Here is a 16,346-nt window from a genome sequence, read left to right as displayed (position 1 = left end):
ACTTTCACTTTAATGGGCAAGAGTCTCTAATCACCACTTGCTCATTGTTATCTAGCAAATACTTTTTCAACTATGATGCAAAAAAATTCGCTCCCTTTCCACGGGCTATTCCAGCAAGCCTCACTTTGCTTTTATAGCAGTGAGATTTGCTTGGTTTCCCGTAGGAGTGTCGCGAATTCGTTTGCTTGTCCTCATTCATCTTCCAAAAGATGTTACTAGTAAGAACATCTATATCTTTTGGCTATTATGTTACCAAAGGATATTAATTTTTGCGGAAAAATTCATTTAAACGATCAATGACTTCTTCTTTTTTCCATTCAAATGTTTCACCTGTTTGACGGAATTTCACTTCGACAACACCTTCTGTTGCCTTTTTACCGACTGTTACACGAACTGGTAAACCTATTAAATCTGCATCTGCAAACTTAACACCTGCACGTTCCGCACGATCATCTAATAGTACATCATAGCGATATGATTTTAATAAGCCATATAACTCATTTGCTAATGAAACTTGTGTTTCATCTTTCGTATTAACAGGTACAACATGAATGTCATACGGAGCTAGTTGTATTGGCCAAGTAAAACCATTTTCATCTTGGAAATGTTCTGCTACGGCAGCTAAAATACGTGACACACCAATACCATAGCAACCCATAATAAACGGCTGTGCCTTTCCTTGCTCATCTAAAAATGTTCCATTCATTTTTTCAGAATAGGTAGTACCTAATTTGAAAATATGACCAACCTCGATACCTTCTGCAAATTTAATGATACCTTGTCCATCAGGAGATGGGTCTCCTTCTTGAATAAAGCGAATATCCAAGTATTCGTTGACAGCAAAATCTCGCTCTGGGTTAACATTTACTAAGTGGAAGCCGTCGTCATTAGCACCCGCTACCCCGTTACGAATTGATTTAATTGCATGATCTGCGACAACTTTGACTTCTACCGGTAATTTTACAGGGCCGATTGAACCTACGCCACAGCCTAGCAATTGACGAATAGCTACTTCGTCAGCAAGTTCTACAGAACCAGCATCTAGCGCATTTTTCAGTTTAATATCGTTAATTTCGTGATCGCCACGAGCAAGGACTACCACTAATTCGCCATCAACATTAAATACTAATGATTTAATAACATTTGAAGGTGCTACTTGTAAAAATGCAGATACTTCTTCAATTGTTTTTTGATCTGGTGTTGCAACTTTTTCAAGATCTTTTAATGCTTCATTGGCTGGTTGATATTCTACAGTGACTTCTGCCATCTCAATGTTTGCCGCATAATCGGATGTATCAGAGTATGCAATTGTATCTTCCCCAATTTCAGAAAGTACCATAAATTCATGTGTACCTTTACCACCAATTGAACCAGCATCGGCAATAACTGCACGATAGTTTAAACCAAGACGCGAGAAAATATTAGAGTAAGCGCGGTACATATCCTCATATGTTTCATCTAAGCTTTCCCGTGAAGCATGGAAAGAATAAGCATCTTTCATAATAAACTCTCTTCCTCGTAATAAGCCAAAACGCGGGCGTTTTTCATCGCGGAATTTAGTTTGAATTTGATAGAGTGTTAATGGTAATTTTTTATATGATTTAATTTCATCACGTACTAAAGTTGTAATGACCTCTTCATGTGTTGGTCCTAAGGCAAAGTCACGATCGTGGCGATCTTTTAATCGCATTAGTTCTGGACCGTATTTTTCCCAACGGCCGGATTCTTGCCATAATTCAGCAGATTGCAATGCAGGCATTAATAATTCGATAGAATTGATGGCTTCCATCTCTTCGCGAATAATATTTTCGATTTTTGTTAACACACGTTTTGCAAGCGGTAAATACGAATATACCCCACTTGTATTTTGACGAATAAACCCTGCACGTAATAATTGCTTATGTGATTTTACATCTGCATCAGCAGGTACTTCACGTAGCGTTGGGATAAATGTTTTACTTTGCTTCATTCAGTGTTCCACCTTTTTAATAAATAAATTTATACTCTAATTAGCATAAACAAATTTAGCTTTGAACGCAATGTTTCAAAATAATTGCGCTCAAAGCTATTTTACATTTTATTTTCACTTTAGCCTAACTTTGTTTCGATGTTACGTTATAAACATTCACGCATCATCTAAATATTGGAAATATAAAAGCCAATTGTCATTACGTACTTGCTAGAAGAAGAAACGTTGGATATCGTTCCAAGTTACAACCACCATTAATATCATCAGCAAAACGATACCTACAAAGTGCACCATTCCTTCTTTTTGACGATCAATTGGTTTGCCTCTTAAAGCCTCATAGCCAAAGAACAATAATCGGCCACCATCTAATGCTGGAAGAGGTAATAGGTTCATAATACCAAGGTTGATACTTAGCATAGCAGCAAAATTGATTAAGGCGAAAATGCCATATGTCGCCACTTCTTCCGTTGTTTTATAAATCCCTACAGGTCCTGATAATGCATCAATAGTAAATTGTCCTGTAATAAGCATACCTAGTAATTCAAAGATTTTAACCGTCATATTATACGTTTCTTGAGCTCCGTATACCACTGCTTTTAATGGGTTATAAACACGCGGACTTTCATACTTCACACCAATTTGTCCAAACGTCTCGCCTTTCTGCTTCACTGCTTTCACTGTCATATTGAGGTTTTCGATTTGCCCACCACGCTCAACCGTTACATTGATTTCTTGATTCGGGTGATTCTGTACAATGGCAGCTAAATCTTGCCACTTTTCAACTGCTTGTCCATCAATCGAAGTCACCTTATCCCCTGCAAGCATCCCAGCTTGTGCTGCTGGATCATTTGCTACCACTTCTGTAATAATCGGCTCGTATGTTGGTACACCGTTTATTAAACCAATAAGCAAATAGATGAAAAAGGCTAATATAAAGTTAAATAATGGTCCTGCAAAAATGGTCATTGCACGTTGCCCAACGGTTTTTGCGTTAAATTGACGATCATATGGCGCGATTACGGTTTCTCTGCCATTTTCTACAACAACACAATCTCTTGCAACACTGTAACGAACTAAATTTTCTTCCTCATCATAGCCTTCAATAAATAATTCTCGTTCTAAATCAGCTCGTTCCACCTCTAAAAATAATAAATCTGGTAATTGTCTATTATTTTGATTGAAGATAATTTTTTTGGCGATATTATCTTCATCGACAATAAGCCCTACACGGTAGCCAGGCTGTAATTCAATACCATCCATATCTTCGCCTGCCATGCGGACATATCCACCGATTGGCAATAAACGGACTGTATAAATTGTTTCCCCATGCGTCTTGCCATAAATTTTCGGACCCATGCCGATTGCAAATTCACGCACCATAATTCCTGCACGCTTTGCAAATAGGAAGTGACCAAGTTCATGGAAGAACACGAGCAAGCCAAATATTAAAATAAATGCAATGGCTGTTTGCATAATACCCCACCTTTAAAAGCGAATAGTTAACGAAAGCTTCCTGTCGTTATTTTACCATGTCTAACACTATTTTTCTTGTTTCTCTGTCCACATGTAAAATTGTTTGCAAATCTGGCACGGATACATTATTGTGTGCCTGCATGATCCGTTCAATTGTTGCATCAATTTCAAGGAACGTTATTTTCCCTTGTAAAAATGCTGCAACTGCCGCTTCATTCGCAGCATTCATTGCCGTTAAAATGGTACCGCCTGTACGCCCTGCTTCGAATGCTAAGCGCAACGCAGGATACCGTTCAAAATCCATTTCTTTAAAATGCAGTTGACCAATTTGCGCTAAATTAAGACGTTGTCCATTTTGGAGCGGCATACGATCTGGATAGCTTAATGCATATTGGATTGGTACACGCATGTCCGGCGTACCAAGCTGAGCAATTACGCTAGTATCATGATACTCAACAAGAGAGTGAATAATACTTTCTCTGTGTAAAAGTACATCAATTTTATCATAAGGCATATCAAATAAAACATGTGCTTCGATTACTTCAAGCCCTTTATTCATCATAGTAGCTGAATCTATCGTAATTTTTGCACCCATTGACCAGTTCGGATGATTAAGTGCATCGGCAACCGTAACATGTTTTAACTCTTCACGTGTTTTGTCGCGGAAACTTCCTCCAGAAGCTGTAATGATTAAACGCTCAATATTTTTCGGGTTTTCGCCATTCATCGATTGGAAAATAGCCGAATGCTCACTATCCACTGGTAAAATTGTAGCATTGTATTTTTTTGCCTCTGCCATAACTAAATGACCTGCTGTGACAAGCGTCTCTTTATTGGCAATCGCAATTGTTTTGCCCATACGAATAGCAGCTAGTGTCGATTCAAGACCAACGCTACCGAGCACTGCATTCACGAGCACCGTCGATTCAGGATGTGTAGCAACCTCTACAAGCCCTTTTGCACCAAATGTAAAGTGTACTTGCGGGTAGTCTTTTGCGAGAATAAGTGCATCTTCCTCAAGCTGAACCGATACCAGTTCAGGCTTTAAAGTCTCTATCATTTCACGTGTTTTTTCTATGTTTTTTCCTGAAGAAAACGCTACAAGATGAAATGCATCACGTTGTTCTTTTAAAATATCATAGGTTTGCCAACCGATAGAACCAGTTGCACCCAATAAACTAATTTTTTTCACGACAAAACGTCCCCTTTTTCTATCTAAGCGATCTATTTCATAATTCGCATTTTCATCCATCATTGCGTCCCGATTTTATTCCAAGCTTGCTCGACAAGCAGCTGGCGTCGCCCTTTGGTGAGTAAGTCGAGCTATTTACGGCTCGCTTTTCAAAGTGAGGTCGCCCGCCTTGCGCCCATCGATATATCTTTTCCTAAAACTATAGGCAAATGACGCTTCCTAACAAGGTCATACTTAGCTACCGAATAAATGTAAAAAATGCAGTAGTGGCACGACAAATAATAAACTGTCAAAGCGGTCTAGAATCCCGCCATGTCCTGGTAAAATATTGCCTGAATCTTTTACGTCAAAATGGCGCTTGATAGCTGATTCCACTAAATCGCCCATCTGACCAATTATCGAAGCAAAAATCGTGATCACAATAAGTGAAACATAACCGTTAGCAAATGGATAAATCGCTTGCATAGCTATAGCAAAAATAACCGCTATAACAATCCCACCAACAAAGCCTTCAATCGTTTTCTTCGGTGATATTTCAGGCCAAAGCTTATTTTTACCTAGTTTTCTACCTACAAAATAGGCTCCTGAATCTGTTGTCCAAACAACAAGTAAACAATATACAACAAATTCAAGACCATAGTTTCGCGTTTCGATTAAATAATGGAAACCTAATCCTACATAAAACGCCCCAAGCAAAATAAAGCCAACTTCATCAAATGTAATTTTATTTTTTACGAGGACTACATAAATAAGTAACAGCATGACCAGTCCGTAAATAACCATTAGAACCGATGAATAGCCGATTGCATGTACTACCTCATTTGCCCAATCTTTTGGTATGACAAGCATAATAAGCGTTAGTAACCCGATCATACCAGGTACTGAAAAAATCGAAATACCTTTCATCTTCAGTATTTCATAAAAGCCTACAACAGCCATTGCTAGTACAAGTAGTGTAAATGGCACCTTTCCATAAATAACAAATGGAATAAACAGTGCCGCGGCAATGATTGCTGTGATGATTCGTTGTTTCAAGATGTTTCTTCTCCCTTCAACCCACCGTAACGGCGATTACGTTTTTGATAGTTTTCCACCGCTTCCAGAAAGTTTTCCTCGCTAAAATCTGGCCACAATGTATCTGTAAACCAAAATTCTGTGTAGGCGAGCTGCCATAACATAAAGTTACTTAATCGTACTTCACCACTTGTACGAATGAGTAAGTCTGGCTCTGGTAGATGAGCTGTCATTAAATGAGCTGTCATACATTCCTCATTTATGTCTTGTATAGTTAATTGACCGTCCTGTACTTTTTGAAGCATCGTTTTCATGGCACTTACCATTTCTGAACGACTACCATAATTTAAAGCAAAGTTTAAAATTAACCCTGTATTATGCTTCGTCTCTTCCATTGCCTCATACAATGCTTTTTGTGTATGTGCTGGCAAGAGTGACGGATCTCCAATCATTTCAACTCGCACATTGCGCTCCATCATTTCCGGTAAAAAAGATCCTAAAAATTCTACAGGTAGACGCATCAGAAAATCGACTTCAGGCTTTGGCCGTTTCCAATTTTCTGTAGAGAACGCATACACTGTTAATACTTTTATGCCAAGATCAGATGCAAATCTAGTTACCTTCCGTACCGTCTTCATACCTTCATGGTGCCCAGCAACACGTGGCATGGCACGTTTTTTAGCCCAACGTCCATTTCCGTCCATAATAATCGCTACATGGGCAGGAATCGGCTCGCTTTTCGCAAGGGCAACACGTTCCTCCAATGATAGTGTATCCATATTTACTTGTTTACCTAATAGCTTCTTAAACATGCTAACTCCCCCACTACAACTAATCGGACGTATACTAACCTATCATAACAAACAAAAGTGCTTTTTGTCTTTTTTTTCCCTCTAATTGACTATGTATGAACTAGCTTATTTTAGAACAACACACATCTCAAAGAAAAATCTTGTCTTGCTACATTCAGCAACTGCTAGTAAGCCAGAACAATGTAATTCGTATACTACGTGTAAACGAGTTAACCATTACGGCTCGTAGATAGCAGGTGAAAATTGTAACACCGATAAGAAATGAATACTTTTACAATAAAAGAGAAAAGACGTCCTGTTATGTATAGGACGCCTTCATCTCATCAAAAAGTTCCATCATAGAAATGCAAAGCGCCTGCTTACACTTCTAGAATTTCTTTTTCTTTTTCTTTCGCTACTTGGTCTACTTTCACGATGAACTCATCTGTTAATTTTTGAATATCGTCACCGTATCCACGTAAATCGTCTTCTGTGATTTCGCCTGCTTTTTCAAGTTTTTTAAGATCATCATTAGCATCACGACGAACATTACGTACTGCGATTTTTGCATCTTCAGCTTCTTTTTTCACTTGTTTTACAAGGTCTTTACGACGTTCTTCTGTTAACGCTGGAATCATTAAACGAATAACAGAACCATCATTTGTCGGTGTAATACCGATATCTGACTTCATAATCGCTTTTTCAATTTCACCTAAAATGGATTTATCATAAGGTGTAATCACGAGTAAACGAGCTTCTGGTACTGCAACACCTGCAAGTTGATTGATTGGTGTTGGCGCACCATAGTACTCTACAGAAATACGGTCTAGTAGAGATGCGTTTGCACGGCCTGCTCGGATCGATGCTAATTCACGTGAAAAAGCAGCAATTGATTTGTTCATTTTTTCTTTCGCTTGGTCTAATACTTGTTTAGTCATTGTGCATTCCTCCTAACAACAGTTCCAATTTTCTCGCCCAGTACGGCACGTTTAATATTACCTTGCTCCGTAATTGAGAAGACAATTAACGGAATATCGTTATCCATACATAAAGTTGAAGCAGTTGAATCCATTACTTGTAACCCTTGCTGAATAACGTCTAAGTATGTGAGTGTATCATATTTGATAGCAGTAGTATCGACCTTTGGATCTGCAGAATAGACACCATCTACATTATTTTTCGCCATTAAAATCGCATCTGCGTCAATTTCCGCTGCACGTAATGCAGCTGTTGTATCTGTAGAGAAGAACGGGTTACCTGTACCTGCAGCAAAAATAACTACGCGTTTTTTCTCTAAATGACGAACTGCTTTACGACGAATATATGGCTCTGCTACTTGTGTCATCACAATAGAAGATTGCACGCGTGTTTCGATACCTAATTTTTCAAGAGCATCTTGTAATGCTAATGAATTCATAACCGTTGCTAGCATACCCATATAGTCAGCTGCTGCACGATCCATGCCCATTTCACTACCGATTTTTCCACGCCATATATTACCGCCACCTACAACTACAGCAACTTCTACATCAAGATCTACTACTTCCTTCACTTCTTCAGCAACAGACTTGATAATTTTTGGTGATAAACCGAAGCCAGCCTCTCCTGCTAACGCTTCACCACTTAGTTTAATAACTACTCGTTTATATTGTGGCACACTCATTGTAAACCTCCGTCAGACATTTATTTAAAACTTTTCTTTTCCTTTTCCATTATAGTATATCTAACAATAATTGCTAGTTGTGAATAATGGTAATAGAAAATTCTATCCTTTTTTAGCTCATCTCGGAAAAATAGGGAACACGTTATGTTGTGTTCCCCATTTTTGTCTAGAAAATCTAGTTATTATTTGATTAGGATCAAATGCAAGCCAATCCATCAACTGAACTAGTCTACAAATTAGTTACCTTTAACTTGGTTCATTACTTCTTCAGCAAAGTTATCTTCGCGTTTTTCGATACCTTCACCAACAGCGTAGCGTACAAAACCAGTTACATTACCGCCAGTTGAAGCAACGAAATCGCGAACTTTTTGATCTGAATTTTTAACGAATGATTGGTCAAGTAAGCATACGTCTTCGAAGTATTTACCAAGACGACCTTCAACCATTTTTGCAACGATGTTTTCTGGTTTACCTTCGTTAAGTGCTTGTTCAGTTAACACTTTACGCTCACGGTCAACTTCTTCAGCAGAAACTTCTTCACGAGAAACGTAAGTTGGGTTAATCGCTGCGATATGCATAGCGATATCTTTAGCAGCAGCAGCATCTGTAGAACCTTCTAAAGATACTAATACACCAATACGGCCACCCATGTGTAGGTAAGAACCGAAAGCATCTGCATCAGTTTTTGTTTTTACTTCAAAACGACGAAGTGTAATTTTTTCACCGATAGTTGCTACAGCTGTTGAAATTTGGTCAGCGATTTTTACGCCTTCTGCATTTTCAAGCTCTACTGCAGCTTCTACTGATGCTGGTTTAGCAGCAAGTAATTGCTCAGCTAAAGAAGAAACTAATACTTGGAATTTATCGTTTTTCGCAACGAAGTCAGTTTCAGCGTTTACTTCAAGAATAATTGCTTCGTTACCTTTTTCTAAAATATAAGTTGTACCTTCTGCAGCGATACGGTCAGCTTTTTTAGCAGCTGAAGAAAGACCTTTTTCACGTAGGAAATCGATTGCAGCTTCTAAATCACCATCAGTTTGTACTAACGCTTTTTTACAATCCATCATACCAGCGCCAGTTTTTTCGCGTAATTCTTTTACTAATTGTGCAGTAATGTTTGCCATTTAGTGTTGCCTCCTCAAATTGGTTAAACTATTTATAGTGGTAGGTTCTAAAAAAGGTGATAAGGGTTCTGAGCCACTTATCACCTTTTTGTAAACGTGAATTACTCAGCAGCAGCTTCAGTAGCTGGAGCTTCTTCTTCACCTTGTTTTGACTCGATTAAAGCGTCAGCCATTTTAGCAGTTAAAAGTTTAACAGCGCGAATAGCATCGTCATTAGCAGGGATAACATAGTCGATTTCATCTGGATCACAGTTAGTATCAACAATACCTACTAGAGGGATGTTTAATTTACGAGCTTCAGCAACAGCGATACGTTCTTTGCGTGGGTCAACCACGAACATAACGTCTGGAAGATCGTGCATATCACGGATACCGCCTAAGAATTTAACTAGACGTTCGTGTTCTTTTTTAAGTTGGATTACTTCTTTTTTAGGTAGAACTTCAAAAGTTCCTTCTTCTTCCATTTTTTCGATAGCTTTCATACGTGCAACACGTTTTTGAATTGTACCGAAGTTAGTAAGAGTACCACCTAACCAACGTTGGTTGATATAGTAGTTGCCTGAACGTTCAGCTTCGTCTTTGATCGCTTCTTGTGCTTGTTTTTTCGTACCAACGAAAAGAACTTTACCACCGTCTTGACCAACTTGACGCATGAAGTCATAAGCTTCCTCTAATTTTTTAACAGTTTTTTGTAAGTCGATGATGTAGATCCCGTTACGCTCAACGAAGATAAATTTCTTCATTTTTGGGTTCCAACGACGAGTTTGGTGACCGAAATGTACACCAGCTTCAAGTAATTGTTTCATAGAAATTACTGACATGTGAATTTCCTCCTAGAATGTTTGGTTTTTTTCCTCCGCATTTATCACTTGCAACAAGCTACCCTAATCTTAGAGCACCACTTACTGCATCAAAATGCGTGTGTAGTAATAACACCATTTGCTACTATATCACAGCTTTATGGCATTCGCAACTGTTTTAGCTATGAAATTTCAATAAAAGCTCGATTTCTGTCTTTCCTTTTTGCAGCTTTTTCGCAATTTCTTCAGCAGTTTTTCCCTGCTCAGCCATTTGAACAATTTGTTGTTCCATCGTTAACGGCTTTGATTCTTCTTTTGGTAAACTATCAACCTTTGGCGCAGCCGTTTGCACAGCCGTCGTTCCTCCCTGTTGTTGACGAGAATAGGCATTCGCTACGATATTTTTCGGCATTAAAATACGTGGCTCACTATTAACAGTCACTGCCTTCTTCTCACCATCGGTTTGTGACAAAGGCTGTCCTTGACTTTTAGGCACAGCTATTGGTTGTGCCTGTTGTCCAGTATCAGGTGTCATAGTAGGTTTTGGTACCACTTGCAACGCTTGAATTAGACGATTATTTTCATCCTTCATTTCAGCTAAATAGAGGCTAATCGTATCATCCATTTCTCGCATTAAGCGTTCCTGCTTTACTTCTAAATCTTTGAATTTCGCTAATTTCGTATTTAATATAATAATGAAATAAAATGATAGTAGCTGCAAAACAAAGAGAACAGCAATTAATATGGTTGTCATAGTAAACTCCTATCCACTAAAGTCCACGAAATTACCTTTGAACGGATGCTGAGCCTGTTTTTCTGGTTTTTCGTTATGGTTCTTTTTCTTTTTACGCGTTCCTTTTATATACTCGCCACCCGCTTCTTCCTCTTCGCTAATCTCCGTCATACCTTCTGAAGTATTTACAGCTTTTTGCTTGCGCTCTAATTCCTTTTTTAACGCTTCATTTGCATGTACTTGTTGAGCTAAAGTTTGTTGTTGTGCCTGATCTGCCATTTTACCCGCTTCAAACGTTTTTGGAATAGCTATTTGTAATTCGACACCTTTTAAACTCATTAAAATTCCTCCCTCAACAATCCGTTAGATACTATACATTAATCATTTCATTGGACAATAGCTTTCGCAACTTAAATAATGCTTTTGAGTGAATTTGAGAAATACGTGATGTTGACAATTCGAGCATTTCACCTATTTCAGTTAGTGTCAACTCTTCTGTATAAAATAAACTCAGTACGAGCTGCTCTTTATCATTAAGCTTTTGTATATTTACCGCTAAATCATCGAGTAACTCCGATTTTATTACGACTTGCTCTGGAGTCTTTGTCGTATCATCACGGATTACAAAGGACTTCCCCTCTGCTTCTTCCTGATCTTGTTGCTCATTGATGGAGAGTACATTTGAGAAGAAATGCTCCTGCACCGTTTGGTATACGTCTTCCACAGGTAACTCCATATGCTGAGCAAGCTCCTCAGGCGTCACATGGCGCATTAACTGTTGTTCTAATTGTTCAATCTTGGCATCCATCTTTTTGGCCTTTTCTCGTGCAGAACGAGGTAGCCAATCCTCTTTACGCAAGCCATCGATTATAGCGCCTCTCACCCTAAAAGAAGCATATGTATCAAACTTTAAGTCTCGATTTATATCAAATTTATTTAAAGCATCAAATAGACCTAGCATGCCTAAGCTTGTTAAATCGTCACGCGATACGCTCTTAGGTAAACCTGCACCAATTCGCTGCACATGGTAAGTCACAAGAGAAGTATATTTTTTTATTAATAAATCACCCGCATCAGGATCACGTTCATTCACCCATCGATTCCACAGCTTTTGTTCATCGTTTAGAATTAGTTGTGTCATAAAATCCACCTCTCTACTTTGCGCCTGTTTGCACGGACTTTTTGCGCTTTCCTCTCAAATGCTCCAAGGCGCCAATAGTTCTGTCGCTTTGTTAACGCTGTACGCTTGAAAATTAAAAAACATACACATGTCTATCAAAAAGAGACTCACTTATCACATATTGAGTATTTTGCTTACAATGACTGACAGATTTAGATACAAACCTATGCCATTCTTTCCTTTTATTATAACAACATTCGACTATAATTTCATATGATTCTCTAACACTATTCTATTATTAATAGCTGTTCTATTTTAGGCAGAAGAAAACTGCCTCCAATAATTAGTCGACAGCTAACATTAGAGGCAGTTTAAAGTGTTCTGGCTTATGCATTTACTTGTTGTTCATCTTCACGATGCATCATCGTTCGAACGGCTTGTGCAATATCTTCTGTGCTTTCATCTTGAAACTCAACCGTTGAATTTGTCGTAGAAGTTTCTTTCCCCTTCTCATCGACGACAGAAGCACTATTTTCTTCTAGTCCACTGTCATCTTCCGACGGGTCGGCAGTTGGTGTAAATAACACATACGCAATTAAAAACCTTACGATATACATGACAAAAAATACGATAATTGCTGCTACAAATGAACCGATGATAATACGTAATGGTGTATAGGGCTGTTGCAGTGTCATAAAGAAATAAAGGGAAAAGGCAATCAATGCCCCCCATAGGTTATAAAAAATAGAACCAAACATTATATTTCACTCACTCCTTGGTTAACCGTTCGAATATGTAACATCGACGTAGCAGGGTTAAATTCAATTGTTCGACCGCTATTACCGCCCGTATTTTCGGCTACTAAAGGAATTCCATGACGTTTTAATTCAAACTTTACAGCCTCCACATTACGAGGACCGATGCGCATTGAATCTTTGTCGGACGTAAATTGAAACATTTGCGCACCCCCCGCAATTTTTGCCTTCAGTTTAAATTTTTGAACACCCTCTAGCTTTAATAAATCAATCATAGCTGAAATGCCCGTATCTGCAAATTTCGCTACATTTATTGACTCTGCTCTACCTAAACTTGAATCTGGTAGCATGACATGTATTAAACCAGCTATTTTCTTTGACTCATCGTATAAAATAACGCCTACACAAGAACCAAGTCCTGAAGTTCTAATCGTGTTCGGAAATTTCGCTACATCCATTTGAGCAATTCCAACTTTTATTACTTGTCCATTATTATTGTTGTTAAGCATAGGCTATGAAACTCCCAATGCTTTAAAAATAGCATCAAAAGAATCTGGATCAGGCAGTAAGAAGAAATGTCCCCTAACTGTTTCATGATCCTCCACACCGTCTTCAAAAATGGATGTATTAATTACGATGACATTATCACTCACATGCGATAATTCAATTAAGCCAATACTAATAATAGCACCAAACATATCTACACTTAGACCAGGCACAGTTGGATAAATTTTTAAATTTGTAAAATCTGATAACGCGGATAAATATGAACCAGATAAAATATTCCCCATTTCCTGCATGGCAGATAAACCTAACTCCGAAACAGGTGGGTTTTTAAAGTCGAATGATTCATCCTGTATTAGACGTCGGATAAAGCGATTAGCTTGTTCAATCGGAAGTATGAAAAACATGCTTCCTTCAGCATCTCCCTCAATGCGTAAAAAAATCCCAACTACAACGTTTTCAGAACCACCAGCAAGCTCCATCATGTCATTAAACGACACCATTTCAACCTTCGGGACACGCATATCGATTTTTTTACCAAGTAAATTGGAAAGAGCTGTTGCAGCATGGGCAGCTCCAATATTTCCAATTTCCTTTAATACGTCTAAATGTAGTGATGTAATCTTTTGATTAAGTGTCATAATCGAATCCCTACTTTAGTGGATTTAATACTTTCTCTAAATGTAATAATATTAATAATCGTTTACCTATTTTGGCTACGCCAGAAATAAACTCTTCTTCAAGAGATCCTACTACCTCTGGTTGAGGTTCGATTGAGCTTGCTGGAATATCCAACACATCGTTCGCTGAATCTACAACAAAGCCTACTTCCATGTCTTCTAAAGAGATAATGATAATACGAGTCGTTTCTTCGTGCTCAGAGATTGGTAATTCAAAACGTTCGCGTAAATCAATAATTGGTGTTACGACACCTCGTAAATTGATGACACCTTTTACATATTTCTCTGTTTTAGGTACACGTGTAATATGCATCAGTTTCTCGATACCTTGGACGTGTGATACTGGAATCGCATATTCCTTATCTGCTAATTGGAAGACAATTACTTTAATATTTTCTTGTTCAACTGCATTTGTCATAGTAAACACCTCTCTTATTCATTCACCTTATTTTATAAGTGCATTGCAATCCACAATTAGGGCTACTTTACCATTACCTAAAATTGTTGCACCTGAAATTGCAAAGATATTCGTTAAGTAGTTTCCTAATGATTTCAGTACAATTTCTTGTTGGCCAATGAATGAATCGACAACTAAACCAGCAAGTTTCTCGCCTTTACGAACAATTACTACTGAATGGAATTCATCATCTTGTAGCTCTTTACGAGGTACTTCGAAGATTTCTTCTAAGAATACAAGTGGAACCACTTTACCACGGAAGTCAATCACCTTTTGGTTATGTGCATTCATAATATCTGATGAACGGATAATCGATGTTTCAATAATTGATGATAGTGGTATCGCATAAATTTCTTTTTCTATTTCCACAAGCATTACCGAAATAATAGATAATGTTAACGGCAATTGAATGGAGAAAATAGAGCCTACATCTTGTGTAGATTCAATCGAAATGTTACCACCTAACGATTCAATCGTTGTTTTGACAACGTCTAGCCCTACACCACGACCTGATACATCTGAAATAACATCTGCCGTTGAGAAACCAGAAGCTAAAATAAGCTCATTAATTTGATTGTCTGACATAGCAAGAGATTGTTCACGCGTAACAACTCCTTTTGAAATCGCTTTTGCCAACACCTTTTCACGATTAATGCCAGCCCCATCATCTTCAATTTCAATAAAGACATAGTTACCACTGTGATAAGCACGTAACACCACTGTGCCTTCTTCTGGCTTTCCTTTTGCACGGCGTGCAGTAGGGTTTTCAATGCCATGATCGACAGAGTTACGGATTAAGTGAACGAGTGGGTCTCCAATTTCATCGATTACTGTTCGATCAAGCTCTGTTTCTGCGCCAATAATCTCAAGGTTTATTTTCTTATTAAGATCACGAGATAGCTGACGAATCATTTTAGGGAAGCGGTTGAATACAGTTTCCACAGGGACCATTCGCATTGTTAAAATAATCGTTTGTAGGTCACCCATAACACGGCTCATTCGTTCAACAGTTTCGTTTAACTCCCCATGATTCACTTCAGTTGCAATGGATTGTAAACGTCCACGATCAATCACAAGCTCCTCAAATAGATTCATTAAAATATCCAGACGTTCGATATTTACGCGAATCGTTTTGTTTCCTACAGGTGCATGACTTTTATCTGCTTTGGCAGGTGTTGATTTTGCTGGTGCAGGCTTAGCCGGAGCTTCAACTGGTGTATCTACTACCTCTACTGGCGTTGTTGCTGTAGCCGTTGCTGTAGCGGCTACCTCTTTATTTGCTTCATATTGTTTTTCACTGAATTGCTCTTGATTAATCTTTGCAACACTTACTTCATCAACTTCAGAAACCTTCATTAACTTCTTCTGCATATCTTCTGCTGATTCTTTTGTTACGAACGCTACATAAAATTGTTGATCGAATTGTTCATCTTCAAGCTTCTCAACAGATGGCGTTGATTTAATAACATCACCATCTTTTTCAAGAATCTCGAATACCATAAATACACGTGCTGCTTTTAATAGACAATCTTCACGCAGTCTTACTGAAATTTCAAAAGCATTAAATCCTTGTTCCGCAGATTGCGTTATAACTGTTTGCTCGAAGCTATCATATTCTAGTACGCTTGGTACTTCAGGTGTAGCTACAGTAGCTACTACTTCTGGAAGAGCTTCCTCACCAGATTCAATGCGCTTTAACTGTGCGACAGTGGAAGAAACATCTCTTTTACCGTCTCCGCCATTAGCAATATCCATTACCATTTCTTCTAAATGATCCACAGATTCAAATACAATATCTAAAATTTCTGGTGACACATGAATTTTTTCATTTCGAATTGCATCTAGGACATTTTCCATTTTATGCGTTAAATCTGCTAAGTCTTCGAAGCCCATAGTCGCTGACATACCTTTTAATGTATGAGCCGAACGGAAAATTTCTCCTACGATAGCCAAATCATCTGGGTTTTTTTCTAGTTCTAATAAATGCTCACTACAAGCTTGTAAATGCTCTTTACTTTCTTCGATAAACATCTCTAAATATTGATTGACTTCCATTAAGAGGACACCCCTT

17 protein-coding genes are annotated in these 16,346 nt (G+C 38.2%); all 17 read right to left on the bottom strand.

Annotated elements, in window-relative coordinates; translation table 11 throughout:
• Positions 1 to 262: 262 nt before the first annotated feature.
• Complete coding sequence (locus tag T479_RS05085) at positions 263 to 1,969, bottom strand: proline--tRNA ligase (RefSeq protein ID WP_025218807.1); 1,707 nt, start codon at positions 1,967 to 1,969, stop codon at positions 263 to 265.
• Positions 1,970 to 2,179: 210 nt separating this feature from the next.
• Positions 2,180 to 3,442, bottom strand: a complete 1,263-nt coding sequence (gene rseP / locus T479_RS05080; protein WP_025218806.1) for an RIP metalloprotease RseP — start codon at positions 3,440 to 3,442, stop codon at positions 2,180 to 2,182.
• Between the two features lie 46 nt (positions 3,443 to 3,488).
• Positions 3,489 to 4,634: a 1-deoxy-D-xylulose-5-phosphate reductoisomerase gene (gene dxr / locus T479_RS05075; RefSeq protein WP_025218805.1), complete on the bottom strand. Its 1,146-nt coding sequence runs from the start codon at positions 4,632 to 4,634 to the stop codon at positions 3,489 to 3,491.
• A 234-nt stretch (positions 4,635 to 4,868) separates the two neighbouring features.
• Positions 4,869 to 5,669, bottom strand: a complete 801-nt coding sequence (locus T479_RS05070; protein WP_025218804.1) for a phosphatidate cytidylyltransferase — start codon at positions 5,667 to 5,669, stop codon at positions 4,869 to 4,871.
• Positions 5,666 to 6,460, bottom strand: a complete 795-nt coding sequence (locus T479_RS05065; protein ID WP_024362002.1) for an undecaprenyl pyrophosphate synthase — start codon at positions 6,458 to 6,460, stop codon at positions 5,666 to 5,668. The genes T479_RS05070 and T479_RS05065 overlap by 4 nt, the downstream gene beginning before the upstream one ends.
• Before the next feature lie 359 nt (positions 6,461 to 6,819).
• A complete protein-coding gene (gene frr, locus T479_RS05060; protein WP_024362003.1) occupies positions 6,820 to 7,377 on the bottom strand; it encodes a ribosome recycling factor in 558 nt (185 codons plus the stop codon).
• Positions 7,374 to 8,102, bottom strand: a complete 729-nt coding sequence (gene pyrH, locus T479_RS05055; protein ID WP_024362004.1) for a UMP kinase — start codon at positions 8,100 to 8,102, stop codon at positions 7,374 to 7,376. Before pyrH ends, frr begins: the two co-directional genes overlap by 4 nt.
• A 236-nt stretch (positions 8,103 to 8,338) precedes the next feature.
• A complete protein-coding gene (gene tsf, locus T479_RS05050; RefSeq protein ID WP_025218803.1) occupies positions 8,339 to 9,226 on the bottom strand; it encodes a translation elongation factor Ts in 888 nt (295 codons plus the stop codon).
• A gap of 101 nt (positions 9,227 to 9,327) precedes the next feature.
• The gene (rpsB, locus tag T479_RS05045) at positions 9,328 to 10,047 is read right to left on the bottom strand and encodes a 30S ribosomal protein S2 (protein ID WP_024362006.1); all 720 of its coding nucleotides are present in this window, start codon (positions 10,045 to 10,047) and stop codon (positions 9,328 to 9,330) included.
• A gap of 157 nt (positions 10,048 to 10,204) precedes the next feature.
• Positions 10,205 to 10,780, bottom strand: coding sequence for a hypothetical protein (locus T479_RS05040; protein WP_025218802.1), 576 nt, complete (start codon positions 10,778 to 10,780; stop codon positions 10,205 to 10,207).
• Between the two features lie 9 nt (positions 10,781 to 10,789).
• The gene (locus T479_RS05035; RefSeq protein WP_024362008.1) at positions 10,790 to 11,098 is read right to left on the bottom strand and encodes a hypothetical protein; all 309 of its coding nucleotides are present in this window, start codon (positions 11,096 to 11,098) and stop codon (positions 10,790 to 10,792) included.
• A 31-nt stretch (positions 11,099 to 11,129) separates the two neighbouring features.
• The gene (locus T479_RS05030; protein ID WP_025218801.1) at positions 11,130 to 11,900 is read right to left on the bottom strand and encodes a FliA/WhiG family RNA polymerase sigma factor; all 771 of its coding nucleotides are present in this window, start codon (positions 11,898 to 11,900) and stop codon (positions 11,130 to 11,132) included.
• Between the two features lie 365 nt (positions 11,901 to 12,265).
• Positions 12,266 to 12,637 (bottom strand): hypothetical protein, encoded by a 372-nt coding sequence (locus tag T479_RS05025; RefSeq protein ID WP_024362010.1) that lies wholly within the window; start codon positions 12,635 to 12,637, stop codon positions 12,266 to 12,268.
• The gene (locus T479_RS05020; protein WP_024362011.1) at positions 12,637 to 13,143 is read right to left on the bottom strand and encodes a chemotaxis protein CheD; all 507 of its coding nucleotides are present in this window, start codon (positions 13,141 to 13,143) and stop codon (positions 12,637 to 12,639) included. Before T479_RS05020 ends, T479_RS05025 begins: the two co-directional genes overlap by 1 nt.
• Positions 13,144 to 13,146: 3 nt before the next feature.
• A complete protein-coding gene (locus T479_RS05015; RefSeq protein WP_024362012.1) occupies positions 13,147 to 13,779 on the bottom strand; it encodes a chemotaxis protein CheC in 633 nt (210 codons plus the stop codon).
• A 10-nt stretch (positions 13,780 to 13,789) separates the two neighbouring features.
• The gene (locus tag T479_RS05010) at positions 13,790 to 14,236 is read right to left on the bottom strand and encodes a chemotaxis protein CheW (RefSeq protein WP_024362013.1); all 447 of its coding nucleotides are present in this window, start codon (positions 14,234 to 14,236) and stop codon (positions 13,790 to 13,792) included.
• Positions 14,237 to 14,263: 27 nt separating this feature from the next.
• Positions 14,264 to 16,330 (bottom strand): chemotaxis protein CheA, encoded by a 2,067-nt coding sequence (locus T479_RS05005; protein WP_025218800.1) that lies wholly within the window; start codon positions 16,328 to 16,330, stop codon positions 14,264 to 14,266.
• Between the last annotated feature and the right edge of the window lie 16 nt (positions 16,331 to 16,346).

The sequence above is a fragment of the Lysinibacillus sphaericus genome, assembly GCF_000600105.1.
Taxonomy (GTDB): domain Bacteria; phylum Bacillota; class Bacilli; order Bacillales_A; family Planococcaceae; genus Lysinibacillus; species Lysinibacillus sphaericus.
Note: the sequence above shows the minus strand (reverse complement) of the source record. Positions and strands in the feature narration are given on the sequence as shown.